Source organism: Streptomyces sp. NPDC049813, from assembly GCF_044465085.1.
Lineage (GTDB): Bacteria > Actinomycetota > Actinomycetes > Streptomycetales > Streptomycetaceae > Streptomyces.
Genome location: NZ_JBITLI010000001.1, coordinates 523,826 through 548,891, shown reverse-complemented (window position 1 = coordinate 548,891; position 25,066 = coordinate 523,826). Strand labels below are relative to the sequence as shown.

Here is a 25,066-nt window from a genome sequence, read left to right as displayed (position 1 = left end):
AGTGGCAGAGTGGGACGGCACCCGTCACCCGCCTGGAGGTTTCCCCCGCATGCGTCTGCTGCTCGTCCGGCACGGTCAGACCCCGTCCAACCTGAAGCACCTGCTGGACACGGCCGAGCCCGGCCCCGGCCTGACCGCCCTCGGGCTGGAGCAGGCCGCGGCGCTGCCGGACGCGCTGGCGTCGGAGAAGATCGACGCGCTGTACGTCTCCACGCTGGTGCGCACCCAGCTCACCGCGGCGCCGCTGGCCGCCGCGACCGGCCTGGAGCCGCGCGTGCGGGCCGGGATCCGGGAGCTGATCGCAGGTGATCTGGAGATGCGCGGCGACGAGGAGGCCGCGGCGCTCTATCTGCGGACCGCCTTCGCCTGGTCCGCCGGGGACGTCGAGCGCCGGATGCCGGGCGGTGAGAGCGGTGCGCAGGCGCTCGGCCGGTTCGACGCCGTCGTCGCCGAGGCCGCGGAGTCCGGCGCGGGGACCGTGGCCATGGTCAGCCACGGTGCCGCGATCCGCATGTGGGTGGCCGCCCGCGCCGACAACGTCGACGTCGACTACGCCGCGGGGCACGCCCTCGCCAACACGGGCATCGTCATCCTCTCCGGTTCACCCGCGGAGGGCTGGCGGGCCCTGGTCTGGGAGGGCGCGTCCCTGGGGCCGCTCAGCGGGACGCCGGGACCGGACGACCCGACGGGGTCGGCCGTCTCCGTCTGAGGGAACGGGCGGCTCTCGGCCGCTGCCGGTCGTTCAGCCGGCCGCCCGGTGCAGCGTGGTCGGTCCCAGACGGGGCTCGGCGCGTGAGGCGAGGACCTGGACGCGGACGCGGCGCGCGGTGACGGGTGCGGCGAGCGGCAGGATCCGCTGGTGGCCGATGGTCGTACCGGTGGCGATCCGCTGCCAGGTGCCGTCGATCTCGGCCTGGACGGCGAACTCCTCGACGCGCTGTCCGTGGGCGATGTCCTCGCGCACCGCCACCCGGTCGAAGGTGGTCGTCCCGTCGGCGTTCTTCGCCACCGGCCGGCCGTACACGGTCCGCACCCGCTGTCCGAACGCGGTGAGTTCGGCGACGTCCGCGGCGTCGATGGTCCCCGCCTTCGACGGCGGCACGTTCAGCAGCAGGGTCGCGTTGCGTCCGACGCTCTTCTCGTACAGGTCGAAGAGCTGGGCCGCCGTCTTCGGCCGCTGGTCGGGGTGGTGGAACCAGCCGGGCCGGTTGGAGACGTCGGCCTCCGCGGGGAACCAGGACAGGTGGGTCACCCCGGGTTCGGTGAGCCGGGCCCGGGAGCCGATGTCGGCGGCCGTCGGGCCGTGCGGCAGCAGCCATTCGCCGTGGTACGTCCACGGGTCGGCGGTCGTCGGCACCACGCTCCACTCGGTCTCGCGGCCGACCCCGTCCTCGTTGCCGACCCAGCGGACCCCGTTCGGGCCGCCGAAGACCACCGTGTCCGGCGACAGTGCCTTGATCACCCGGAACCACTCGTCGAACCGGTACTCCTGGGTGATCCCGGCGTCGGCCCACGGGTTGGCGCCGTCCAGCCAGAACTCGTCCAGCGGTCCGTACTCGGTGAACAGCTCGTAGACCAGGTTCAGGTAGTAGGCGTCGTAGTCGTTGACCTGCACGGTGAACGAGGGCAGCTTGCCCGACCGCACGTCGGCGGCCCGGTCGTCGCCCTCGACCAGGGTGGGGACGGTGTGCTTCCTGACCGCGCTGCCGTTGCCGAACCGGCCGAGGCCGCTGGGGGCACGGTCGCCGTCGGCCAGCGCCGTCAGCTCGACCGAGGTCAGCGTGGCGCCCCCGGCCTGCTTGGCGCGCAGCGACTCGATCCAGGTGGCGTGCCAGGCGTGCGGCAGTTCGGAGCCGTCGGAGGGCGAGAGGTAGATGCCGACGCGCAGGTGATGGGCGCGCGCCGAGTCCACGTACCGGCGCACGACGTCCGGCTGTCCGGGGCTTTTGCGGACCGAGTGCGGCGTGTAGCGGCTGGGGAAGAGGGCGAACCCGTCGTGGTGCTTGGCAGTGATCATCGCCAGCTCGGCGCCCATCGCCCGGTACGTGCGGATCCACTGGTCGCTGTCGACGGCGGGCGGCGCGAACATGGCCTCGTCCTCCGCGCCCGACCCCCACTCGCGGTCGGTGAAGGTGTTCATCCCGAAGTGCGTGAACGCCGTGATCTCCCGCCGTTGCCACCCGAGTTGCCCCTTCCTCGGGACGACGTCCGCGGCCTTGGCGATGATCTGTTCCGGTGTGTCGGTCGCCTCGACCGGAAGGATCGGGGCGGGCCGGACGCGGCTCGGCCGGCCCGCCGTCGGCGCGGCGCCTTCGGCGGACGCGCCGCCGCTGCCGAGGGCGACCCCCACGGGCGCGGCCCCCAGGGCGCCGAGGATCTGACGGCGAGACGTCATCGTTCCCTCCCACGGGACATTGCTCGGATCTCTTGGCTGCGTTCTGGGGAATCATGACGCAGATATGGGCGGGAGGTAAGAGATCTGACGACAGAGATCCTATGTATCGGGGTGTAGCGGGACGCGGGAGTTCGCTCAGGTGCCGGGGCTCACCAGACCCGTCTCATAGGCGAGGACGACGGCCTGGGCGCGGCTGCTGAGGCCGAGTTTCGCCATGGCGCGGTTGAGGTGGGTCTTGACGGTGGCGTCCGAGATGAACAGTCTCTCCGCCATCTGCTGGTTGGAGAGTCCTCGTCCTGTCAGTTCCAGGACTTCGCGCTCCCGGCCGGTCAGTTCGCTGAGTTGCTCGCCCGTGGAATCCTGTGCGGCGGCGCCCTTGCGGCCTGTCGCCGGGGTGTACGCCTCCACGAGCCGGCGGGTGACGGTGGGGGCGAAGAGGTGGTCGCCGTTGGCGACCGCGGCGACCGCGGTCAGGAGACGTTCGGGACCCGAGTCCTTGAGCAGGAAGCCCGCCGCTCCGGCCCGCAACGCGCCGTAGACGTACTCGTCCAGGTCGAAGGTGGTGAGCACCAGGACGCGGGGCGCGGGCTCGTCGGCCTGGTCGAGCAGGCGCCGGGTGGCCGCGATGCCGTCGGTGCCGGGCATCCGGATGTCCATCAGCACGACGTCGGGGTGGAGCCGGGCGGCCAGCGCCAACGCCTCCTCCCCGTCGGCTGCTTCGCCCACGACCACGGTGTTCGGCGCGGCGCGCAGGAGTCCGGCCAGGCCGGCGCGTATGAGGTACTGGTCGTCGACGACGAGGACTCGGATACGGGGGACCATGCAGGCGCTCTCCGTCGGTGGTGGCGGACGTCCGTCTCAGTCGTCGGGCCCGACGCGGGGGCGCGGCGGGGCCGGCAGAACCAGGTGCACGCTGAAGCCTCCGTCCGGGCACGGGCCGGCCTCGACCCGTCCGCCGTACAGCTTTGCCCGTTGGCGCATGCCGATCAAGCCGTGCCCGCCCGGCCCGTGGGACATGGCCGGAACTGCCTCACTGCCGTGATCCTGTACCGAAAGGTCGAGGGCGTGTGCCGTCCACCGGACGGTGATGCGCACGTCGGCGCCCGGGGCGTGTTTGATGACGTTCGTCAGGGCTTCCTGGATGACGCGGTACGCGCACAGCTCGGCGCCGGGCCCGAGCGGCAGCGGCGTCCCGGCTTCGGTGACCTCGACACGTACACCGGTGGAGCGTACTCGGTTGGCCAGATCGTGCAGGCGTTCCAGGCCCGGCATGGGGTGATCGGGCGCGGGGGTACCGGCGCGCAGCACGGTCAGGACGCGGCGCAGCTCCTCCAGGGCCTCGGAGACGGTGTCACCGATCGTCATGAGTGCCCGGTGTGCGGCGGCCGGGTCGGTGGTGAACACGAACCGTGCCAGTCCGCTCTGCACGGAGATCACCGCGAGGTGGTGGGCGACGACGTCGTGCAGTTCACGCGCGATTCTCGCCTGTTCGTCGGCCAGGACCCGGCGTGCACGCTCCTCCTGCTCGGCCTTCAGCTGCCGGGTGAGGTCGGTGGCACGCCGCGCCAGCGTGCCGAACCACCACAAGACGGCCGGGAACACCACGGCCTGCCCCGCGGCGACGGCGAACGATCCGTGCGTGCCGCCTCTGACCTGGTCGAGGGCGCCGACCACGAGCCAGCTCGTCGCGGTGCCGACTGCCCCTGCCGTGGCGACACGGGCGGGGCGCAGGGCGGCCACCGTGTAGGTGGCGAGCAGAGTGGCCAGCGAGTTGACGACCGGCCAGTACCCCCCGGCGGCGAGCCCCACCAAGCCTGCCTGGGCGCACAGGAAGGCCACGACGGGATACCTGCTGCGCACCGCGGCGGGCAGATTGGCGAGAAGGATCAGTGCCAGCGCCGGCGCGTCCGGCGCCGGCCAGTCCTGCGCCGGGGAGTCCCAGGCCAGCAGCAGGGCCAGCGCGGTCATCGCGAGCCCGATCATGATGTCCGTCGTCCGGGTCGACACGCGGCGCGGCTGCATCGGCGCAGCGTAACGCGGACCGCGATCGCAACGGGGTCGCTCGGGCGGTGCAACTACCGCTCCTGAGCGAGGAATTGGCGCGTTCCGGCTGAAGGGGCGCCCATGGGTGAAAGCGGAGTCCGGGGAGGAATTCCCCGGACTCCGCTCAGCTGTCGAGCCCCCGTGTCGATACCGGAGCGCAGGTCAGTAGTCGACCAGCCCCGACGCCTTCGCCGTACCGGCGAACTGCAGGAAGAACTGGGTGTTGTCGAGCACTCCGGTGGCGGCCAGGCCCCACGTCCCACCGGACAAGGTGCGCCACCCGTTGCAGCTGAACCCGGACGCCTTCTTGAAGCAGGTGCGCACCGACCGCGTGCTGTTCAGCTTCACGTTGATGTCCACGCACCGGCTTGTGGTGGTCTTGTAGGTCCCCCTGGCCGGCCAGTAGGCGGGGTCCTGGCTGCCGGTGCCGGCGTAGCTGGTGAAGGACGGCGCACCGGCGGTGCAGGCACGCGCAGCGGCGGCCGGCCCGTTTGCCGCTTGGGCGGGTCCGGTCACCGCGACGGCGCCGAGCAGGGCGGCCGACGCGGCGAGCGCCGCGACGGTGGTCTTACGCAGGGCTGTTGCCTTGATGACGTCGTTCATTGCTCCTCCTGATTTCTCTTCACTGCCAGCGCGAATTCGGCCAGGGATCAGCACGTCGTCGCTCGGTGCGGCGGGCCTGCAATTCCTGTTCGGCCGTGCGGCGTTGGCGCCTTTCTGGCTGCCCTCGTGAGGTTAGGGAGGAGGTGCCCTGCTCGAGTACAGCCGTCATACGAGTTCTGCGTAAACCTTGGCGGTAGTTCGCTGTCGTGGCTGCTTCGCCCAGCCCGGCTTTCCGCGGACGCGGGGGGGGGCGGCCCGCGACGCCCGTCCGGTGTGCGCCCGTCGGGTCTGTGATCACCGCCCAGGCGATGGAGACGGGCGCCCTCACGCCACGGCGGTCGCCACATCGGGGTAGAGGTGCAGAACCGTGTCCACACCCACGATCTGCAGCACGCGCCGCACACCCGCTCCCGCCCCCGCCAGCCGCAGCCAGCCCCCCGCTTCGGACGTCCGGCGGTGTGCCAGCAGCAGAATGTTCAGCCCCGCGGAGTCCATGAAGGTCACCGCTGCCAGGTCCACGACGACGCGCGGGGCCTGACCGGCGGTGGCCGTCAGCATGCTCTCCCTCAGGGGCGCGCCGCTCTGATGGTCGATCTCGCCGCTCACCGTGATGATGCGGACACCCTGATCGGCGGTGGTGGCAACGCTCAGACGCTGCTCCGCCTCGCCCTGATCACTCAACTCCGGTACACGGCTTCCTCTGCGGCGACGGCTACGTAAGACGACTTCATCGAACGACGTCATGGGACGACTTCATAAACCGTCAGGCTAACCCACCTCCGGGGTGCCCCATGGGCCGGAGGCGAAGACCCGGGCCGGGCCGTCGCACCGCCCGTCCGCGCGCGGCACGCCCCGCGCCTCCAGCCACCCCCGTCCAGGGGACCGGTACGGTTCGGGATGCCGGAGTCGTGGCTGGCGTAGCGGCGACTCGGGGGGAAACGAGGGCAGGCGCGTGGTGGAGTCATGGGGCGGGGGAGCCGGCGATCCCGTCGGCGGGCACCCCTTGGAGATGGTGCTGACGCTGGGCGAGGGGACGGACATCTCTGAAGGGCGACGGGCCGCGATGCGGTTCCTCTGCGAGCAGAATCGTTTCTCCAGGGGCGAGCGCGCCGTCCAGGACACCATGCTGGTGGTCAGCGAACTGGTGACCAACGTCCTCAAGTACGCGCCCGGCCCAGGCCTGTTGCGCGTCGGCATGGTGGAGGGGGCCATCCGCGTCGAGGTGTGGGACAGCGACTCCGTGCTGCCCGCGGCGCGCGGCACCGATCCGGGGCGGATCGGTCAGCACGGGCTGGAGATCGTCGCCCGCCTGACCCGGTCCCTGGCCTTCGACACCACGGCGGTGGGCAAGCGCATCACGGCGGAGATCGCACTGTCGTGAGCGGCGGGAGTGCGGCTCCCCCGTCGATGCGAGGATGACGCCGAACCGCCGGACCGCCGGACCGCCGGACCGCCCGGCCGCCGGACCGCCCGGCCGCCGGACCGGTGGGCCGGTGGGCCGCCGGACCGCCAGGCCGCGTGGTGCTGCTCCTGCCGCACGCGTAGTGCCGCCGCTGCCGCACCCCGGGGCCCGTCGCGCCGCCCCCGTGAGGGGTTGTGTGCAAGGCGGCCGCGGCATGTGTCGGATGTCTGAAGGTCGCGTATTTGCGCACTTCAGACGCAGAGAGGGGCGGATCGGGAGATGCCGTATCCTCTGACGTCAGCTCATGTGAAAAATAGGCCGATCAGAGGAAAGCTTGTGGCGAGTCAAGAGGGTGCACGACGTCTGTCGGAACTGCTCACCGCGCAGCGCGACGAGTTCGTCGCGCTGTGGAATCGCCAGGTGGGGCGTTCGCTGCACGGCCGGCTGAGCGAGGCGGAACTCGCCCGTGAACTCGGAGAACTGTACGAGGCGCTGACCAACGCCATCGCGGCCGGTGGCCTCGACGGACGGGCGACCGCTTACACCGAGGTCCGCAGCCTGCTGGTGGAGCTGTCCCGCAACCGCGCGCGCCAGGGCTTCACCCCCACCGAGACCGCGGTGAGCGTCTTCGCGTTGAAGGAGGTCCTGGAGCCCCGGCTCAGCGACCACAACGACGTGGTGGCCTACCTCGCGCTCAGCCGACTCCTGGACGACCTCGGCCTGTTCACCGTCGAGGAGCACTCCAAGACGCGCGAGGAGATCATCTCCTCCCAGGCCGAGCAGCTCCTGGAGCTCTCCACGCCCGTGGTGAAGCTCTGGGAGGGAGTCGTCGGCGTCCCCCTGGTGGGCACCCTGGACTCGGCGCGGACCCAGGTCGTCATGGAGAAGCTCCTCCAGGCCCTGATCGACAGCAACTCCACCCACGCCATCATCGACATCACGGGCGTCGCGACGGTGGACACCCAGGTGGCCCAGCACCTGCTGAAGACGGTCGTCGCCGCTCGCATGATGGGTGCCACCTGCACGATCTCCGGCATCAGCCCGCAGATCGCCCAGACCATCGTGGCCCTGGGCATCGAGTTCGGCGACATCCCGACCAAGGCCACGCTGGCCGACGCGCTGCGGTATGCCCTCGACCAGGTCGCGAAGCAGGCCACCACCACCGCCGGAGGCCTGCTGTGACGGACCGCGTCCCCATTCTCAAGATCGGTGACGTGCTCCTCGTCTCGATCCAGACCGACCTGGAGGACCAGATGGTCCTGGACCTCCAGGAGGACCTCTCCCAGCGGATCGTCGACACGAACGCGCGCGGCGTGATCATCGACATCTCCGCCCTGGAGATCGTCGACTCCTTCGTCGGCCGCATGCTGGCGACCAACGCCGCGATGTCGCGCATCCTCGGGTCGACGACGATCGTGTGCGGCATGCGCCCGGCCGTCGCCATCACCCTGGTCGAACTGGGCCTCTCGCTCAACGGCGTCCGCACCGCGCTGAACCTGGAACAAGGGCTCGCCCTGCTGCGCAACGAGCGCACCGCCGGCACGGCCCGGCCGTGAGGATCCAGGAGGCAGACAGTGCCTCGACCGAGGCGGTCCTCGTCGCCCGCAGCGCCGACGTCGTCACCGCCCGCCAGATGGTGCGGGCGCTGGCCCAGCGCGGCGGCATGCCTCTCGTCCAGCAGACCAAGCTGGTGACCGCGGCCAGCGAACTGGGCCGCAACATGATCGTGTACGGGGGCGGCGGGACCGTCCGGGCAGCGCTCGTCGAGGACGGCGGCCGCAGCGGGGTCTGGGTGGAGTTCCGCGACGAGGGACCCGGCATCCCCGACGTGGACCTCGCCCTCACCGACGGCTGGACCTCGGGCGGCGGCATGGGCCTGGGGCTGAGCGGCACCCGGCGCCTGGTGGACGAGTTCGACCTGGACACCAGCCCCGCCGGCACGACGGTGAGAGTGATCAAGTGGAATCGGTGACCGCGTCCGCACTCGTCGAACCGGACGACGTGGTCTGGCTGCGGTCCGGCGAGGCGCTGCCCGCCGCCGTCCGGCGGGAAGCCACCGCCCTGGCGCGCCGCATCGGGCTGGCGTCGCGCCGGGCGTCCGAGGTGGCGCTCGCGGTGACCGAGATCGCCACCAATCTCGTCCGGCACGCCGACGACGGCTCCATCGCGCTGCGCACCACCCGCTTCGCCGGCCGGGCGAGCATCGAATGCCTCTCGCTGGACAGCGGCCCCGGGATCCCGGACCTCACGGACGCCTTCCGTGACGGCCACTCCAGCGGCAGCACCCTGGGCATCGGCCTGGGCGCCATCGCCCGCCTCGCCGACACCGTGGACGTGCACTCCGTACCGGGCAAAGGCACCGTCCTGCTCGCCCGCTTCTCGTCCCGTGCGACCGCGTCCGCGGAAGGCGCCGCGCCCCCGGAACCGCGCCCGCCCCTCGCGGGACTGACCCGGGCGATCAGCGGCGAGACCGTGTGCGGCGACACCTGGGCGGGGCGGCCGCACAGCGCCGAGGACGGACGTCCCGGCAGCGTGACCGTCATGATGTGCGACGGCCTGGGACACGGGCCGCTCGCCGCCCGCGCCGGAGAAGCGGCCCGCGCGGTCTTCAGGCAGAGCGCCGCGCGCCGGCCCGCCGACCTGCTGGCCCAGATGCACACCGGACTGCGCGGTACCCGCGGAGCCGCGATGGCGGTCGCCGTCGTCGACCTCGACGCCGAACTGGTCGAGCTGTGCGGCGTCGGGAACGTCAGCGCCTTCGTCGTCGACGCGCAGCAGCGCAGCACCCTGTTGTCCGTGCCGGGCATCGTGGGCGCCCAGCTGCCCACGCTGCGCACCTTCACCGCCCCGCTGCCCCGGGGCAGCGCACTGGTGATGCACTCCGACGGCCTGCACCAGCGGTGGTCCCTCAGCGACCTGCCGGGCCTGCTGACCCGGGACCCCACGGTGATCGCGGCACAGATCCTCAACCACGCCGGCGTGCGCAGGGACGACGCCGGGATCGTCGTCGTCCCCGGGCGCCCGCGGTGAGCACCCCGCCGTGAGCGACGAGGTGTACACCACCACCCTCACCGAGCAGCAGGACGTCCTCGTCCTGCGGCGCTGCCTGCAAGCCGTGTGCCGCGTCGTGGAGGTGCAGGGCACGGCGCTGGTCCAACTGGTCACCGTGCTGAGCGAGGTGGGCCAGGAACTGCTCGGCGCGGCGGAGCTGACCGCCCGGATCGTCCTGCAGGGCAGCCAGGACTCCTTCCTGATCGAGACGGTACTCACCTGGCGCGGCCCGCGCACCGTGGGCTCGGCCCTCACGGCGGCGGCGGGCCGTCTGCTCGACCGGGTCGAGCAGACGGACGACGACGAGCACCGCATCGTCCTCGGCCAGCGAGCGCGCAGCGGGGGCATGACACCGCAGGAGAGGCTCAAGCGGTGCCGCGCCGCCGTGACGGTCGTGGACGGAGTCGACCTCGGCGAGGTGCTCCGGCTGCAGAACCGCAGCCTCCTGGCGGCCCTGGAGGAGTCGCGCACGCAACACGACGAACTGGCCCGCCTGAACGCGGAACTGGAGGAGACCAACGCCGGCGTCGTCGCGATGTACTCGGAACTCGCCAGCGAACTGGAGAACACCAACACCGGCGTTGTGGCCCTGTACGCCGAACTGGAGGACAAGACACGGCAGTTGCGGCTGGCCTCGGAGGCCAAGACGCGGTTCTGGGCCAACGTCAGCCACGAACTGCGCTCCCCGGTCAACTCGGTCATCGCCCTCGCCCGGCTCCTGCTCGATCCGCGATCGGCCGAGCTGCAACCGGACCAGCACCAGCAGGTCAGCATGATCGCCGCGTCCGGCAGCACGCTGCTGAGCCTGGTGGACGAACTGCTGGACGTGGCGAAGGCGGAGTCCGGACGGCTCGACCCCCACTTCGCCCCGACCGACCTGCGGACGCTGTTCCACCAGCTGCGCGGCACCCTGAGCAGCTCCACGGCGCCCGCCGTGGAGCTCGTCGTCCCGGATCCGGGCGCGCATCCCGCCCTGGTGACCGACGAGGTCATGCTCGCCCGCATTCTGCGCAACCTGCTGGCCAACGCCCTGAAGTTCACCCAGAGCGGGCACGTACGCCTCGACGTGACGAGCGAGCGGCGAGCGGGCCACGACTGGTTCCTGCTGTCCGTCCAGGACACGGGCGTCGGCATCCCCGACGACCAACAGGAGCGCGTCTTCGAGGAGTTCTACCAGGTACGCGGCGGTCACCAGCGGGGCAAGACCGGCGCCGGACTCGGCCTGCCCTACGCGTTGCGCCTCACCGAACTGCTCGGCGGGCGCCTGACGTTGACCAGCACGCCCGGCGAGGGGACGCAGGTGCTCGTCGAGCTGCCGGCCCAGCCGGCGACGCCCGCCCCGCCCGCCACCGTCCTGTGGGACTCCGTCGTCATCGTCGACGACGACCCCGCCTTCCTCGCCACGATGCGGCCGGTCCTGCGGGAGCTGTCCCGGACCCAGACCGAGGTCCGGCACAGCAGCCAGGCGCTTGACATCGTCCGCAGCTCCCGGCCCGACGCCCTGCTCATCGACCTGATGATGCCGCCGCCGGACGGCTATGACCTGCTCGCCGCCCTGGACGCCGAACCCGGCCTGGCGGGCCTTCCGGTGGCCGTCCTGACCTGGGCGGACGCGGACGACGTGGACCGCGGTCGGCTGCGCGGACGCCCCCTCCTGGCCAAGGCCCGCCTGAGCGCGGCCGTCCTGGCCGCGGCGCTGGCCCCCGCCCAGGGGGAGCACGCACCGCCGTCCACCCTGACCCATTCGCCCGCGGAAGACACCTCCGGCCATGACTGACCTCTCCTCGCACACGCCGCCCGCGCTGATCCTCGTCGTCGACGACAACCCGACCAATCGCTACGTCCTGGGCACCACCCTGCGGCGCGCGGGACACGACGTCGTCGAGGCCGAGGACGGGACCAGCGCTCTGGAGCTGCTGGCCACGATGCCCACGCTCCCCGAAGCGGCCTTGATCGACGTGCGCCTTCCCGACATGACCGGCTTCGAGGTCTGCGAACGCATCAAGGCCTCGGCCCGTACGGAGACCCTTCCGGTCCTGCACATCTCCGCCTCCGCCGTCTCGGTCACCGACCGCACGCAAGGACTCAACCGCGGCGCGGACGCCTATCTCACCGAGCCGGTGGCCCCGGACGAACTCATCGCCACGGTCTCGGCCGTACTGCGCTACACCCGCGCCCGCTCGCGCGCCGAGACCCTGGCCGCGCGCCTGCACCACCTGCACCAGACCACCCTCGCCCTGTACAGCGCGCCGAACGCCCAGGCTCTGGTCCACGCGGCCGTCACCGGCGCCTCCGCGGTACTGGAGCGGCCGGCCACGGTCCACCTCACCTCTCCCAGCGGCACGCCGCACGCCGTCACCCACCCCGGCTCCGAGGCGCCGGACGCCGCCCTGGCCCGCACCGCGGCCCAGGGGCTGCGCGGCATCGGGGTGCACGTCACCGAGCACAAGAACCCCGGCGACGGCCGCACCTATCTCGTCGCCGCCGCCCGGACCAAGCCCGCCCGCCCCGCCACCTGCGTCGTCGTGCCCCAGCAGGCGCCGCTCCAGACGGCGGCCGCGACGGAGGACAGCACGAGTGCGCAGGACGCGGAGCTGCTCGCCCAGGTCACCCACACGACGGCCCTCGCGCTGGAGACCCTGCGCACCTACAGCGAGGAACACACGCTCGCCCTCACCCTTCAGCGCAGCTTCCTGCCCGAGAGGCTCCCGGTGACGGACCGCGCCACCCTGGCCGTGCGCTACCTCCCCGCGAGTGAGCACGCCGAGATCGGCGGCGATTTCTACGAGGCGCTCGAGACGTCCGCGGGCCTGCTCGTCGCCGTGGGGGACGTGGTGGGGCACTCCCTCGACGCGGCCATGGTGATGGGCCAGATCCGGCACGGTCTGCGTGCCTACGCGGTCGAGGGCCACCCGCCGCATGTCATCCTCGAGCGCCTCGACCAGCTGCTCGTCACCGTGGCACGCGGCGCCACCGCCACCCTGTGCGTCATGCTGCTGGAGCCCGGCAGCCAACAGGTGCAGATCGCGAACGCGGGTCACGTACCGCCCCTGCGGCTGGGCCGCGCCGGCCCCGCCCACTACTTGCGCGACCACGGCCCGCTGCTGGGCCTGGGCCTCGCACAGCCCCCCGCCGCCGTGGTCGACGTCGAAGACGACGACCTGCTCATCCTCGTCACCGACGGCCTCGTCGAGCGCCGCTACACCGACCTCGAAGAGTCCCTCGGCCGCATGGCGCAGATCGCCGCGGAGGGCTCCCGCGATCCCGAGGAGATGTGTGCCCACCTGCTGGAACGGCTCCCCCCGGACGGCAGCGACGACGTAGCGCTCCTGACCATCAAGGTGGGTCCCGCACGCGCGGACCTGTGATCGCACACCGTCACCACAGGTGCGACCATCGCCGCCCGCCTCGCCGGTAAGGCTCCAAAGGGTGCCCGGCGCGAGGCCTCGGCGGATACTGGCGTGGAGTCGGCAGCCACAGCCCTCCAGGCCCTGACGCCCCGTCACCGAGGTCGGCCCGGCCTCGGCACCAGCTCCGCCCGCCCTTGCCACCGCCCGCCGAGATCCAGAACCATTCGCAGCGTCGACCGTTACCGTCACCCGGAGGTCCTGATGAAGATGTTGATCAACGTGGCCGAGTCAGTCGTCGCCGACGCGTTGCGCGGGATGGCCGCCGCCCACCCCGAGTTGACCGTGGACGTCGAGCGCCGGGTGATCCTGCGCCGGGACGCGCCGGTGGCCGGGAAGGTGGCGCTGGTGTCGGGCGGCGGGTCCGGGCACGAGCCGTTGCACGGGGGGTTCGTGGGGCCGGGGATGCTCTCCGCGGCCTGTCCGGGTGAGGTGTTCACCTCGCCGGTGCCCGACCAGATGGTGCGGGCCGCCGCCGCGGTGGACAGCGGGGCGGGCGTGCTGTTCATCGTGAAGAACTACACCGGCGACGTGCTCAACTTCGACATGGCCGCCGAACTCGCCGAGGACGAGGGCATCCAGGTCGCCAAGGTCCTGGTGAACGACGACGTCGCCGTGGTCGACAGCCTGTACACCGCCGGGCGGCGCGGCACCGGCGCGACCCTGTTCGTGGAGAAGATCGCGGGCGCCGCCGCCGAGGAGGGGCAGCCGCTGGAGCGGGTCGAGGCGCTGGCCCGGCAGGTCAACGCGAGCGCGCGGAGTTTCGGGGTGGCGCTGAGCGCGTGCAGCACGCCCGCGAAGGGCTCGCCGACCTTCGACCTGCCCGCCGGGGAACTGGAGTTGGGCATCGGCATCCACGGCGAGCCGGGGCGCGAGCGGCGGCCCATGATGACCTCCGGGGAGATCGCCGACGTCGCCGTCCACGCCGTCCTGGAGGACCTGAACCCGACGAGCCCGGTGCTCGTCCTCGTCAACGGCATGGGAGCGACCCCGCTGCTGGAGCTGTACGGGTTCAACGCCGAGGTGCAGCGGGTGCTCGGCGAACGCGGCGTGCCCGTCGCCCGGACCCTCGTCGGCAACTACGTCACGTCCCTCGACATGGCGGGTGCCTCTGTCACCCTGTGCCAGGTGGACGAGGAGTTGCTGCGCCTGTGGGACGCGCCGGTCAGCACGGCCGGCCTGCGCTGGGGCATGTGACGGCCCGCGCCTCGTCCCCGTACCTACCACGCAAGGAGACCCTGTGCTGGACGCCGACTTCTTCCGACGCTGGATGGCGGCGACCGCGGTCGCGGTGGACCGCGAGGCCGACCGGCTCACCGAACTCGACTCGCCGATCGGCGACGCGGACCACGGCAGCAATCTGCAGCGCGGTTTCGCCGCCGTGCACGCCACCCTCGACAAGGACGCGCCCGACACGCCGGGCGCCGTGCTCACCACGGCCGGGCGGCAGCTGATCTCGACGGTGGGCGGCGCGTCGGGGCCGCTGTACGGGACGCTGCTGCGGCGCACCGGGAAGGCGCTCGGCGACGCCGCGCAGGTGAGCGAGGCCGAGTTGGCGCGGGCGCTGCGGACCGGTGTGGACGCCGTGGCCGCGCTCGGCGGGGCCGCGCCCGGTGACAAGACCATGCTGGACGCGCTGGTGCCCGCCGTGGAGGCGCTGGAGGACGGTGGCTTCGGCGCGGCGCGCTCCGCGGCCGAGCACGGAGCGGAGGCGACGACGCCGCTCCAGGCCCGCAAGGGCCGCGCCAGCTATCTCGGCGAGCGCAGCATCGGCCACCAGGATCCCGGGGCCACCTCCGCGGCGCTGCTCGTCGGCGCGCTCGCCGAGGCCGCGGGGGACGCGCTGTGAGCGCCGCCGGGGCAGCCGGGGGTTCTGGCGGCGGTGGCGCGGACGGTGCGGTCGTCGGTGGCGCGGACGGTGCGGTCGCTGGTGGCGCGGCCGTTTTGGCCGGCGGTGGCACGCACGCTTCGGCCGACGGTGGCACGCACGCTTCGGCCGACGCTGACGCGGCCGGTTCGGCCGACGGTGGCACGCACGCTTCGGCCGACGGTGACACGGCCGGTTCGGCCAGCGGTGGCACGCACGCTTCGGCCGACGCTGGCACGCACGCTTCGGCCGACGGTGACACGGACGGTACCGCCGACGGTGACACGGACGGTACCGCCGGTGATTCCGCCGTAGGCATCGTGCTCGTCTCGCACAGTCGGGACGTCGCCGAGGCCGTCGCGCGGTTGGCCGCCGGGCTCGCCGGAGGCGGGGGGCTCGCTCCGGTGGCCGCGGCGGGCGGGACGCCGGACGGCGGGTTCGGTACGAGCGCGGAGCTGATCGCGGCGGCCGCGGCGGAGGTCGACCGCGGCGCGGGCGTCGCGGTCCTGGTCGACCTCGGCAGCGCGGTCCTCACCGTCAAGGCGCTGCTCGCCGAGGGCCACGAACTCCCCGACGGCACCCGGCTCGTGGACGCCCCGTTCCTGGAGGGCTCGGTGGCGGCCGTCGTCGCCGCCTCCGCCGGAGCGGACCTGGACGCGGTCGTGGCGGCGGCGTCGGAGGCGTACACGTACCGCAAGGTGTGAGGGCGGGATGCGGACGACGCATGCGGAAGGCGGTCGCGCGCGCCGGGCCGTGCCCCGGTTTCCTGATCCTGGTGGGCGGCCGCCCGTCCGGGCCAGTTGCCGCCGCCCCCTTGATGGGGACCCGTCAGTCGTGCCATACAAGAGGCTGGGCCAACAGGTCTGAACCAATCCGGTTCGTTCTCGAGCGGAAGGCACGCCGTGCGACGCGTTCCCCCACGCACTCTGCTCCCCCGCGCCGCGGGCGCCGCCGCGCTCCTGATGGTGCTGACCGGCTGCGGGTTGTTCTCCGGCGACGACAAGGCCGCGGGGCCCGTCCTGTCCGAGCCGGTCGGCGTCACGGCGCAGGCGGGCAGCGCCACCACCGTGCACGTCATGTGGAACCGGCCCGTGAGCACCACGGACGTCACCGGGTACGAGGTGTACCGGGGCACGGTCCGCGTCAAGAAGCTGACCGCGCAGCAGCACATGGTGGACGTCACCGGCCTGAAGGCGAAGTCGCACTACGAGTTCACGGTCCGGGCCCGCGGCAAGGACGGCTCCCTGGGGCCCGCGAGCCGCCGCGTCACCGTCACCACCCCGGCCGTCGTGGCCGCGGACGGCTCCGCGCCGGGCCGGCCCGGTGCGTTGCGCGGGGAGGTGGACGGCGCGCGGGCCGTCTCCCTGGCGTGGCGGAAGGCATCGGACGACCGCGGCGTGGTCTCGTACGACGTCTACCAGGGCACGACGAAGATCCACAGCGTCGGCGGGACACGGACGAAGGCCCTGCTGACCGGGTTGCGGCCGGGCACCGCCTACACGTTCCGGGTGCGGGCGCGGGACGCCGCCGACAATGTCTCGCCCCCGAGCGACGCGGTACGCCTGACGACGGCGCGGGGCAAGGACGAGGGGCCCGGGACCGCGCCGGAGGGTTTCACGGCCACGGCACGGCGGGCCGACGGGGCGTACTACCTCGACCTCGCCTGGACGGCGCCGGAGACCGGGGGCGACGTGCCCGCGTACCAGGTGTACCTGGACGGACGGCAGGCGACGACGGTGATGTGGGGCGAGAGCGCGCCGAAGGACAAGGCGACGTACAGCTTTTACATCGGCGAGCAGGCGGGGGCCCGGCACCGGGTCAAGCTCCGGGGGCAGCTGCCGGACGGGACGTGGGGCGCGTTCTCGCCCGAGCGGACGGTGGTGACGGGCCGGTAGCGGCGCGACGGGGCGAGCGGACAGTGTGACGGGCCGGTAGCGGCGCTGCGGGAGGGGCGGGCCGCGGTGGCCGCCGTCACCTGCCCGGACGCCGTCCGGGTGCGCGCGCCGCGGAGCGCGGGTTGGGTGGTCGTTCAGGCAGCACGGGCCTTGCCGACTCGGGCGGGACACGGGACGGACCGCCTCCCGCGCCGCCGGAGAGCAGACCTCATGCGCACCCCTTCGCTCCGTGCCCGCCGCGGCCTCACCGTCGCGGCCGCCACCGCGCTGCCCCTCGTGCTCGCGGGGCCGGCCGCCCTCGCCGCGGGGGTGGACGTGCGGGCCGACGGTTCCACCGTGACCGCCACCACGGCCTCCTGCCCGAACGGCGGCAGCGCGGCGCTCCTCGACTCCGGCCAGGCCGACTTCGCCCAGGGCCGGCAGACGTCGCTCGGCTCAGGCCGGGCGGTCTGGCGGGACCTGCGCCCGGGGACGTACCAGACGGTGGTCGTCTGCTCCGACGGTTCGACGCTGGGTCCGGTGCCGGTGACCGTCTCGGCGCGCCCGGCGACGGACCCGTCCGCGCGTCCGGTCGGCGGGGTGCAGGGCGGCCTCGGCGGCACGGTCCGGGACGCCGGGACGCTCACCCTGGCCGTGGGCGCCGCGCTGGTCGCGTCCGCTTCGCTCGGCGGGGCCTGGTACCTGCGGCGCCGGGCTCTGGGGCGACGCGGCTGACCGGCTCTCCTCGCCACGCGCACCACCGCCCCCGGCACCAGCCCGCCCCGCCACGCGCGAGCCCCGCCCCCGACGCCCCCTTGTCCGCGCGGCGCGTCACCGCTTACCGTCCCCGGAGCCGCGTGATCGTTCGCGAACGTCCTTGGGGGCAGCGTGAGTTCAGGTCCGGTGGGGGTCGCCGTCGTCGGGGCGGGTGTGGTCAGCGAGCAGTACCTGAGCACGCTGCCCGGTTTCCCGGACGTGCGCGTCCTCGCCGTCGCCGATCTCGACGTGGCCCGCGCCGAGGCGGCGGCCCGTGTCCACGGCGTACCGTTCGCCGGGGACGTGGCGACGGTGCTCGCCGAGCCGGACGTCGAGTTGGTCGTGAACCTGACAGTGCCCGCGGCCCACGTGGAGGTGGCGCGGGCGGCGCTGCACGCGGGCAAGCACGTGTACGGCGAGAAACCGATCGCCCTGCTGCCCGCCGAGGCCGAGAAGCTGCTGGCGGCGGCCGACGAGCGGGGGCTGCTGGTGGGCAGCGCGCCGGACACGTTCCTCGGGGCGGGGCTGCAGTCCGCGCTGCGGGCGGTCGGCGCGGGGCACATCGGGACGCCGGTCGCCGCGTCGACGGCGGTACGCAGCCTGGGCCCCGAGGGCTGGCATCCGGACCCGGCCTTCTTCTACCAGCCCGGCGCGGGCCCGCTCCTGGACCTCGGGCCGTACCACCTGACGGCGCTCGTGGCCCTCTTCGGCGGGGTGGAGCGGGTCGCGGCCTCGGTGCGGCGGGCCCGCGAGGACCGGGTGGCGGGGGCCGGCCCGGCGGCCGGGCGGTCCTTCCCCGTCGCCGTCCCCACCCACGTCTCGGCGCTGCTCGACTTCGCCTCGGGGCCCACGGCGACCTCGGTGTTCAGCTGGGACTCGGCGCACGCGCACATCGGCTTCGAGGTCATCGGCACGGAGGGCGCGCTGGCGGTCCCCGACCCCAACACGTTCCGCGGCCCGCTGCGGCTGCGTCCCAACGGCGCCACCGAGTGGACCGAGCTGCCGGTGCGGGGCCGCACGGACGGCCGGGGCCTGGGCGTCGTCGACATGGCGCGCGCGATCCGCACGGGAGGCAGGCCGCGGGCGTCGGGGGCGCTGGCCTTGCACGTGCTGCGGACGATGACCGCGATCACGGACTCGGCGACCCGCGGGGAGTTCACGCGGGTGCCACCGCAGACGCCACCCGCGCCGCTGCCCGCCGACTGGGACCCGACCACGCCGACGCTGTGACGCCTGGCGGCGCCCGGGGGCCCGGCCGACCCCGCCCTGGCGGCACCCCGGGCCCGGACCGCCCCCGCCCCTCAGTCGCCGGAGGCACCCGCGGACAGGTCCGTCAATGTCCGTTCCAGCCACTCGACCCAGAACGTCTCCAGGTCGATCCCGGCCCGCAGCACCGCGTGCTGCAACCGGTCGGGGACCGTGTCCTTCTCCGGTGGGAAGTCCCGCACCTCGATGGCCCGGTAGGTCTCCAACTGCCGCCGGTGCAGGTCGAGATGGCGGCGCAGTTCGGTGTCGACGCCGTCCGTGCCGACCACCGCGGCGGACCGCAGCCGCAGCAGCAGCGGGTCCCGCATGGCCTTGGGGTCCTGCGCCGTGGCGGTCCAGCGGGCCAGCTCCGCACGGCCCTCGGGCAGGACCTCGTACTCCTTCTTCTGGCCGCGCGCGGGGACCGGCGGGGTGAGCGCCCGGATCAGCCCGTCGCGCTCGAGGCGGCCCAGCTCGCGGTAGATCTGCTGGTGCGTCGCGGACCAGAAGTAGCCGAACGACCGGTCGAAGCGGCGGGTCAGTTCCAGCCCCGACGACGGCTTCTCCAGCAGGGCCGTGAGGATCGCGTGCGGCAGTGACATGGGCCCAGCGTAAGTGGCTGAGGACGGTCACGTGGCCGGCGGGCCCGGCCGCGTGACCGCCCGGTATCGGTGCCTGCCGTCCCGGGCCCCGCCGCGCGGACGGGTGGAGCGGGAGCAGGCTCTCAGAGGGCCGCAGCGACCTCGGTGCCCTGCTTGATGGCGCGCTTGGCGTCCAGCTCGGCCGCGACGTCGGCGCCGCCGATCAGGTGCGGGGTGCGGCCGGCGGCGACGAGGTCGTCGTAGAGGGAGCGCTCGGGCTCCTGGCCCGCGCAGAGGACGACCGTGTCGACCGGGATCAGCGTGGGCTCGCCGTCGATCGTGAGGTGCAGGCCCGCGTCGTCGATCCGGTCGTACGTGGCGCCCGCGACCATCGTGACGCCGCGGTGGCGCAGTTCGGTGCGGTGGATCCAGCCGGTGGTCTTGCCGAGGCCCGCGCCGACCTTGGAGGTCTTGCGCTGCACGAGGTGGACCTGGCGCGGCGGCGCGGGCCGCTGGGGGCGGGTGAGGCCGCCCCGGTCGGCGTACTCCATGTCGACGCCCCACTGCCGGAAGTACGTCGCCGGGTCCTGGCTCGCCTTGTCGCCGCCGTCGGTGAGGTACTCGGCGACGTCGAAGCCGATGCCGCCGGCCCCGATGACGGCGACGCGCTCGCCGACGGGTGCCCGGTCGCGCAGCACGTCGAGGTAGCCGACGACGCTGGGGTGGTCGACGCCGTCGATGGCGGGGACGCGCGGGCCGACGCCGGTGGCGACGACGACCTCGTCGTAGGCGTCCAGTGCGGCGGCGTCGACGTAGGAGTTCAGCTCCACGCGTACGCCGTGCTCGTCGAGCTGGGTGCGGAAGTAGCGGAGGGTCTCGTCGAACTCCTCCTTGCCGGGTACCCGGCGTGCCACGTTCAGCTGGCCGCCGATCTCGGCGGCGCCGTCGAAGAGGGTGACGTCGTGGCCGCGTTCGGCGGCGGAGACGGCGCAGGCGAGGCCGGCGGGGCCGGCGCCGACGACGGCGACGCGCTTGCGGGTCCGGGTCGGCGACAGGACGAGTTCGGTCTCGTGGCAGGCGCGCGGGTTGACCAGGCAGGAGGTGATCTTGCCGCTGAAGGTGTGGTCCAGGCAGGCCTGGTTGCAGCCGATGCAGGTGTTGATCGTCTCGGGGCGGCCGGTGGCGGCCTTCGCCACGAAGTCCGGGTCGGCGAGCATCGGCCGCGCGAGGGAGACCATGTCGGCGGCGCCGTCGGCGAGCAACTCCTCGGCGAGTTCGGGGGTGTTGATGCGGTTGGTGGTGACGAGCGGGACGGAGACCTCGCCCATGACCTTCTTGGTGACCCAGGTGTACGCGCCGCGCGGCACGGACGTCGCGATGGTCGGGATGCGGGCCTCGTGCCAGCCGATGCCGGTGTTGATGAGGGTGGCCCCGGCCGCCTCGATCTCCTTGGCCAGGTGGACGACCTCCTCCAGCGTGGATCCGCCGGGCACCAGGTCCAGCATGGACAGCCGGTAGAGGACGATGAAGTCGGTGCCGACCCGCTCGCGGACGCGGCGCACGATCTCCACGGGGAAGCGGACGCGGTTCTCGTACGACCCGCCCCAGCGGTCGGTGCGCCGGTTGGTGTGGGCGACGATGAACTCGTTGACGAGGTAGCCCTCGGAGCCCATGATCTCGACGCCGTCGTACCCGGCGGCCTTGGCGAGGTCCGCGGCGCGCACGAAGTCCTCGATGGTCTGCTCGACCTCGGCGTCGGTCAGCTCGTTCGGGACGAAGGGGCTGATGGGCGCCTGGAGCGGGCTCGGCGCGACGAGGTCCTCGTGGTAGGCGTAGCGGCCGAAGTGCAGGATCTGCATCGCGATCCTGCCGCCCGCCGCGTGCACGGCCTCGGTGACCTCGCGGTGCTGCTCGGCCTCCGCCTCGGTGGTGAGCTTGGCGCCGCCGGGGTAGGGGCGGCCGGCGTCGTTCGGGGCGATGCCGCCGGTGACCATCAGGCCGACCCCGCCGCGGGCGCGGGCCGCGTAGAAGGCGGCCATGCGCGCGAAGCCGTTCTCCGCCTCCTCCAGGCCCACGTGCATCGAGCCCATCAGGACGCGGTTGGGCAGGGTGGTGAAGCCCAGGTCGAGCGGGGCGAGCAGGTGCGGGAAACGGGTCATGGGGGCCTCCGAGCGCGGCGAACGTCGTCACTGTTGTAGACGACGCCGGGCCCCTTGTGCAACAAGTTGCAAAAGAGAGCTGCGCCACGCAGGCAAGCCTTACCGGCTGGGCACCAGGCCGCGCGCCAGACCGTGCACCAGGCCGCTCACCGGGCCCCCCGGGGACCGCCCGCCAAGCCGCCCGCTCGTCCGGCCCGGCCCGCTTACGCGTCCGCGACCTCGGCCACCCACCCGTACGGAAGTTCCTCGCCGTCGACGGTCACCGCCTCCACGGCACGGGTGCGCGGGTCGATGTCGGCCTGGACCCCCTCGCCCGCGTAGCGCGGATAGCCGGACGCGCCCACGGCGCCGGTCGCCGTCACCGGCACGGTCCGCAACGGGTTGCCGTGGTCGGGGCGGCCCTCGGCGTCGGTCAGACGCGGCTTGAGGACGATGGTGCAACGGGCGGGGACCTCGGGCGTGTGACTCATGCTCCGGAGGCTAGGGCCTGTCCGACCATTCCCGTCCGCCCCACGCCGCTCGGCACGGGGCCCCGCCTGTCGTCCCGCGCGCGACCCGGGCCCGAACCCCTCCGGCACGGCCTGGTTGTAGAATGCAACGAGCGCCAGGAAAGGAACCGTCACGTGGCAGAGCCCGACCGCACCGCCGACCGCGCGTCGGCCGTGGAGACCATCCAGCGCGAGCTGACGTCCTTCGCGCGGCGCGCCAGGGCGACGGCGGCCCGGATGCACCCCGAGCTGTCGCTCGTCTCGTACACGCTGCTCAGCCACCTCGACGAGCAGGGCGGCTGCCGCGCCACCGACCTCGCCGCGCAGTTCGCCCTGGACAAGTCCACGGTCAGCCGGCAGGTCGCCGCGCTCGAACGGGCCGGTCTGGTGACGCGGCGCGTCGAACCGGACGACCACCGCGTCCAGGTCCTGCTCCCCACCCCCGCGGGGGCGGAGATCCTCGCCCAGGTCACCGTCAGCCGCCGGCAGATCTTCGGTGAGCGCCTCGCAGACTGGCCCGAAGAGGACCTGACGCGGTTCGCCGCGTATCTGGAGCGGTACAACGAGTCCGCGCGGGACGACTGAGGCCGCGTTCCCCGACCGGTCAGGAGGCTTGCGGTACGCGGGCCGCGCGGAAGCGGGTCCTGCGGCGCAGCGCGAAGCCGAGGGACTCGTAGAGCCGGATCGCCTGGACGTTGCCCTCGCCGGTGTGCAGGAACGGGGTCTCGCCGCGCTCCCTGATCCCCGCCGCGACCGCACGGACGAGCCGCCCCGCGAGCCCCTGGCCGCGCTGGCCCGCGTCGGTGCAGACCGCGCTGATCTCGGTCCAGCCCGGCGGGTGCAGCCGCTCCCCCGCCATCGCGACGAGGACGCCCTGGCGGCGGATGCCGAGGTAGGTGCCCAGTTCGATGGTGCGCGGCAGGAAGGGGCCCGGCCGGGTGCGCGCGACCAGGTCGAGCATCTCGGGCACGTCGGCCGGGGTGAGGCGGACCGCCTCGGGGTCGTGCGCCGCGGCCACCCCGGCGTCGACGAACTGGACGCCGGGGATGTCCTGGGTCAGCTCCCAGCCGTCGGGCAGGGTCCGGACGGTGCCCGGCAGGGACACCTCCGCACCGGGTCCGGCGAACGCGGCCAGGTCCGCCCAGTCCCCGGGCCCCGGATCGGCGGGCAGCGCCAGCCAGGGCGAGACGTCGACGGGGTAACGCAGGATCCGGCCGTACCGCTCGGCGAGGTGGGCGTGCGGGCCGGTCAGCGCCGCGTGCGCCGGGTTGTCGAGCGGGTGCGTACCCGCGCCGGGAGCGGGCTGCGGCAGACGCCCGTGCGTCTCCGTCGTGGCCTCGGTCATCCGGACCCTTCTCTCGTGTCTCGGCTCGCTGCGGTCCTGAAGCGGCGCGCCACCGCGACCGCGAGCGCACCCCAGCACCATCGAACCCCCAGGTCAGGGCCGGCATTCCCGGGTACGTGCAGTGTTCACGAGGTAGCAACGTGTTCACACGGGCGCAACGCTGCCCACATCCACGGCAATGTGCCCGTACGGCAGCCGTCCGCGGTCATGTGCCCGTAGGGCGGCGGAGGCGGGGCGCGTTGCCCGGTGGTGGCCGCAGTGGGCATGCTGGCGCGATGCCGACCATCTCACTGACCGACCGTGTCGAGGCTCTGCTCGCCGGGCCCGCCGTACTGCCGATCGTCGCCGCCGGCGACCCCGTCCTGCGCCGCCCCGCCGAACCGTTCGACGGGCAGCTGTCCGAGCCGCTGCTGGCCCGCCTGATCGAGGCGATGCGGGCCACGATGCACGCGGCGCCCGGCGTCGGCCTGGCCGCGCCGCAGGTCGGGGTGGCGCTGCGCCTCGCGGTGATCGAGGACGCGGCGGGCGTCCCGGAGGAGGTCCGTGCCGCGCGCGGCCGCGTCCCGCTGCCGTTCCGGGTGCTGGTCAACCCGGCGTACGAGGATGCGGGCGGCGGCCAAGTGGCTTTCTACGAAGGGTGCTTGAGTGTGCCGGGGTACCAGGCGGTGGTCGCCCGGCACGAGCGGGTGCGGCTGCGGGCCCAGGACGAGCGGGGCCGGGCGGTGGACGAGGAGATCGGCGGCTGGCCGGCCCGGATCGTGCAGCACGAGACGGACCATCTGGACGGCACGCTGTACCTGGACCGGGCCGAGACGCGCTCGCTGTCGTCCACGCTGACGCAGGAGGCCGTGGAGCGCTGGGCCCAGCCCACCGCGCACCTGGCCGCCCGGGAACTGGGATTCCGGATGCCCGACTCCGACTGACCGTCAGCGGGCCCGCGCCGCACGCCTGTTGACGTCGGCGGGCACGGGCCCGCCGCTTCCTCAGTCCAGCCGCGGCATCTCGCCCTTGGTCGTCGTCACGTCGATGACCGTGAAGGCGGCGCCCTGGGGATCGGCGACCGAGGCGAACCGGCCGAAGGGGCTGTCCGCCGGCCCGAAGTGCACGGCCCCGCCGAGGTTGCGGACCGTGTCGAGCGCCGCGTCGCAGTCGTCGACGACGAAGTACACGTTGACGTACGAGGGTACGTGCGCGGGGAACTCGTCGGTCATGCGCAGCCGGCCGAGGACCGGGGCGCCGCCGAGCTGCCAGACGTCGAAGTCGACGTGCTCGTCGGCCATCTTCTTCACCTCGTACGGGAAGACGGAGGTGAAGAACGCGTCGGTGCTCGCGGCGTCACGGGTGGTGACCTCGGCCCAGCAGAACGCGCCGGGCTCGTTGACGGCTTCGAACCCCTCGTGCGTCCCGGGCTGCCAGACGCTGAACCAGCACCCGGCGGGGTCCTGCGCGGTGACCATCGTGCCGAAGTCGCCGACGCGCATGGGCTCCATGGCGAGGGTGCCGCCCGCGCTCTTGATCCGCTCGGCGGCCGCCGCGGCGTCCGGGGTGGCGAAGTACAGGTTCCAGGCGGCCGGGGCGGGATCCATGCCGGGCATCTGGGGCGCGAGCGCGCCGACGCGTTTGCCGCCCGCGGTCCGCGCCTGCGTGTAGTCGCCGAACTCCTCGGCACCGGGATCGAAGGTCCAGCCGAACAGCTCGGTGTAGAAGGCCTTCGCGGCCTCCAGGTCGGGGAACATCGCGTCGGCCCAGACCGGCGCGCCCTCGGGTGGTACGGGCATGACGCGCCGCCTTCCGCAGGTCCTCACCGGGCAGGACGGAGCCCGGCCTCCCGGTCCACGCTAGGCCGCGGG

At 73.3% G+C, this 25,066-nt stretch carries 26 protein-coding genes; 16 read left to right on the top strand and 10 right to left on the bottom strand.

Annotated elements, in window-relative coordinates; genetic code table 11:
* Window positions 1–49 precede the first annotated feature (49 nt).
* The gene (locus ACIBW6_RS02325; RefSeq protein WP_399055643.1) at window positions 50–709 is read left to right on the top strand and encodes a histidine phosphatase family protein; all 660 of its coding nucleotides are present in this window, start codon (window positions 50–52) and stop codon (window positions 707–709) included.
* A 33-nt stretch (window positions 710–742) separates the two neighbouring features.
* Here the strand turns inward: ACIBW6_RS02325 and ACIBW6_RS02320 are convergent, their stop codons facing one another.
* From ACIBW6_RS02320 to ACIBW6_RS02300, 5 genes are all read right to left on the bottom strand, one after another.
* Window positions 743–2,395 (bottom strand): alpha-L-fucosidase, encoded by a 1,653-nt coding sequence (locus tag ACIBW6_RS02320; RefSeq protein WP_399055641.1) that lies wholly within the window; start codon window positions 2,393–2,395, stop codon window positions 743–745.
* A gap of 135 nt (window positions 2,396–2,530) precedes the next feature.
* A complete protein-coding gene (locus ACIBW6_RS02315) occupies window positions 2,531–3,217 on the bottom strand; it encodes a response regulator (protein WP_399055639.1) in 687 nt (228 codons plus the stop codon).
* A 36-nt stretch (window positions 3,218–3,253) separates the two neighbouring features.
* Window positions 3,254–4,417, bottom strand: coding sequence for a sensor histidine kinase (locus tag ACIBW6_RS02310; protein ID WP_399055637.1), 1,164 nt, complete (start codon window positions 4,415–4,417; stop codon window positions 3,254–3,256).
* Between the two features lie 183 nt (window positions 4,418–4,600).
* The gene (locus ACIBW6_RS02305) at window positions 4,601–5,041 is read right to left on the bottom strand and encodes a hypothetical protein (protein ID WP_399055635.1); all 441 of its coding nucleotides are present in this window, start codon (window positions 5,039–5,041) and stop codon (window positions 4,601–4,603) included.
* Window positions 5,042–5,365: 324 nt separating this feature from the next.
* A complete protein-coding gene (locus ACIBW6_RS02300; RefSeq protein WP_399055633.1) occupies window positions 5,366–5,785 on the bottom strand; it encodes an STAS domain-containing protein in 420 nt (139 codons plus the stop codon).
* A 208-nt stretch (window positions 5,786–5,993) separates the two neighbouring features.
* Between ACIBW6_RS02300 and ACIBW6_RS02295 the strand changes: the two genes are divergently transcribed.
* The 13 genes from ACIBW6_RS02295 (at window position 5,994) to ACIBW6_RS02235 (ending at window position 18,628) form a co-directional block, all read left to right on the top strand.
* Window positions 5,994–6,422: an ATP-binding protein gene (locus ACIBW6_RS02295; RefSeq protein WP_399055631.1), complete on the top strand. Its 429-nt coding sequence runs from the start codon at window positions 5,994–5,996 to the stop codon at window positions 6,420–6,422.
* A 357-nt stretch (window positions 6,423–6,779) separates the two neighbouring features.
* Window positions 6,780–7,625 (top strand): STAS domain-containing protein, encoded by an 846-nt coding sequence (locus ACIBW6_RS02290; protein ID WP_399055628.1) that lies wholly within the window; start codon window positions 6,780–6,782, stop codon window positions 7,623–7,625.
* Window positions 7,622–7,999 (top strand): STAS domain-containing protein, encoded by a 378-nt coding sequence (locus ACIBW6_RS02285; RefSeq protein ID WP_399055626.1) that lies wholly within the window; start codon window positions 7,622–7,624, stop codon window positions 7,997–7,999. Before ACIBW6_RS02290 ends, ACIBW6_RS02285 begins: the two co-directional genes overlap by 4 nt.
* Window positions 8,000–8,076: 77 nt before the next feature.
* Window positions 8,077–8,415 carry an ATP-binding protein gene (locus tag ACIBW6_RS02280; RefSeq protein ID WP_399056394.1) on the top strand — a complete coding sequence of 113 codons (339 nt, stop codon included), beginning with the start codon at window positions 8,077–8,079 and terminating at the stop codon, window positions 8,413–8,415.
* Window positions 8,403–9,473, top strand: coding sequence for an ATP-binding protein (locus tag ACIBW6_RS02275; RefSeq protein ID WP_399055624.1), 1,071 nt, complete (start codon window positions 8,403–8,405; stop codon window positions 9,471–9,473). The genes ACIBW6_RS02280 and ACIBW6_RS02275 overlap by 13 nt, the downstream gene beginning before the upstream one ends.
* A 10-nt stretch (window positions 9,474–9,483) precedes the next feature.
* Window positions 9,484–11,271 carry an ATP-binding protein gene (locus tag ACIBW6_RS02270; protein ID WP_399055622.1) on the top strand — a complete coding sequence of 596 codons (1,788 nt, stop codon included), beginning with the start codon at window positions 9,484–9,486 and terminating at the stop codon, window positions 11,269–11,271.
* A complete protein-coding gene (locus ACIBW6_RS02265; RefSeq protein ID WP_399055620.1) occupies window positions 11,264–12,862 on the top strand; it encodes a SpoIIE family protein phosphatase in 1,599 nt (532 codons plus the stop codon). Before ACIBW6_RS02270 ends, ACIBW6_RS02265 begins: the two co-directional genes overlap by 8 nt.
* 243 nt (window positions 12,863–13,105) lie before the next feature.
* Complete coding sequence (gene dhaK / locus ACIBW6_RS02260; protein WP_399055617.1) at window positions 13,106–14,098, top strand: dihydroxyacetone kinase subunit DhaK; 993 nt, start codon at window positions 13,106–13,108, stop codon at window positions 14,096–14,098.
* Between the two features lie 43 nt (window positions 14,099–14,141).
* Entirely contained in the window at window positions 14,142–14,750 is a 609-nt protein-coding gene (gene dhaL / locus ACIBW6_RS02255) for a dihydroxyacetone kinase subunit DhaL (RefSeq protein WP_399055615.1), read from the top strand.
* 335 nt (window positions 14,751–15,085) lie between these two features.
* Window positions 15,086–15,472 carry a PTS-dependent dihydroxyacetone kinase phosphotransferase subunit DhaM gene (locus tag ACIBW6_RS02250; protein WP_399056392.1) on the top strand — a complete coding sequence of 129 codons (387 nt, stop codon included), beginning with the start codon at window positions 15,086–15,088 and terminating at the stop codon, window positions 15,470–15,472.
* Between the two features lie 198 nt (window positions 15,473–15,670).
* Window positions 15,671–16,663 (top strand): fibronectin type III domain-containing protein, encoded by a 993-nt coding sequence (locus ACIBW6_RS02245; RefSeq protein ID WP_399055613.1) that lies wholly within the window; start codon window positions 15,671–15,673, stop codon window positions 16,661–16,663.
* 210 nt (window positions 16,664–16,873) lie between these two features.
* Window positions 16,874–17,377, top strand: a complete 504-nt coding sequence (locus ACIBW6_RS02240; RefSeq protein ID WP_399055611.1) for a hypothetical protein — start codon at window positions 16,874–16,876, stop codon at window positions 17,375–17,377.
* A 153-nt stretch (window positions 17,378–17,530) separates the two neighbouring features.
* On the top strand, window positions 17,531–18,628 hold the full coding sequence (locus ACIBW6_RS02235; protein ID WP_399055609.1) for a Gfo/Idh/MocA family protein: 1,098 nt from the start codon (window positions 17,531–17,533) through the stop codon (window positions 18,626–18,628).
* Window positions 18,629–18,699: 71 nt separating this feature from the next.
* Here the strand turns inward: ACIBW6_RS02235 and ACIBW6_RS02230 are convergent, their stop codons facing one another.
* The 3 genes from ACIBW6_RS02230 to ACIBW6_RS02220 all read right to left on the bottom strand — a co-directional run bounded on the left by ACIBW6_RS02230 (window position 18,700) and on the right by ACIBW6_RS02220 (window position 21,853).
* Window positions 18,700–19,245, bottom strand: a complete 546-nt coding sequence (locus ACIBW6_RS02230; protein ID WP_399055606.1) for a PadR family transcriptional regulator — start codon at window positions 19,243–19,245, stop codon at window positions 18,700–18,702.
* Window positions 19,246–19,367: 122 nt separating this feature from the next.
* Window positions 19,368–21,383, bottom strand: coding sequence for an FAD-dependent oxidoreductase (locus tag ACIBW6_RS02225; RefSeq protein WP_399055604.1), 2,016 nt, complete (start codon window positions 21,381–21,383; stop codon window positions 19,368–19,370).
* Between the two features lie 203 nt (window positions 21,384–21,586).
* Window positions 21,587–21,853, bottom strand: a complete 267-nt coding sequence (locus ACIBW6_RS02220; RefSeq protein ID WP_399055602.1) for a hypothetical protein — start codon at window positions 21,851–21,853, stop codon at window positions 21,587–21,589.
* 153 nt (window positions 21,854–22,006) lie between these two features.
* Between ACIBW6_RS02220 and ACIBW6_RS02215 the strand changes: the two genes are divergently transcribed.
* Window positions 22,007–22,456, top strand: coding sequence for a MarR family winged helix-turn-helix transcriptional regulator (locus ACIBW6_RS02215; RefSeq protein ID WP_399055600.1), 450 nt, complete (start codon window positions 22,007–22,009; stop codon window positions 22,454–22,456).
* 19 nt (window positions 22,457–22,475) lie between these two features.
* On the opposite strand, the gene ACIBW6_RS02210 is transcribed toward ACIBW6_RS02215, so the two are convergent.
* On the bottom strand, window positions 22,476–23,216 hold the full coding sequence (locus ACIBW6_RS02210) for a GNAT family N-acetyltransferase (RefSeq protein ID WP_399055598.1): 741 nt from the start codon (window positions 23,214–23,216) through the stop codon (window positions 22,476–22,478).
* Between the two features lie 275 nt (window positions 23,217–23,491).
* Here ACIBW6_RS02210 and def point away from each other — a divergent pair, with 275 nt between their 5' ends.
* A complete protein-coding gene (gene def, locus ACIBW6_RS02205) occupies window positions 23,492–24,139 on the top strand; it encodes a peptide deformylase (RefSeq protein WP_399055596.1) in 648 nt (215 codons plus the stop codon).
* 60 nt (window positions 24,140–24,199) lie between these two features.
* Here def and ACIBW6_RS02200 read toward each other — a convergent pair whose 3' ends face one another.
* Window positions 24,200–24,994, bottom strand: coding sequence for a VOC family protein (locus tag ACIBW6_RS02200; RefSeq protein ID WP_399055594.1), 795 nt, complete (start codon window positions 24,992–24,994; stop codon window positions 24,200–24,202).
* Between the last annotated feature and the right edge of the window lie 72 nt (window positions 24,995–25,066).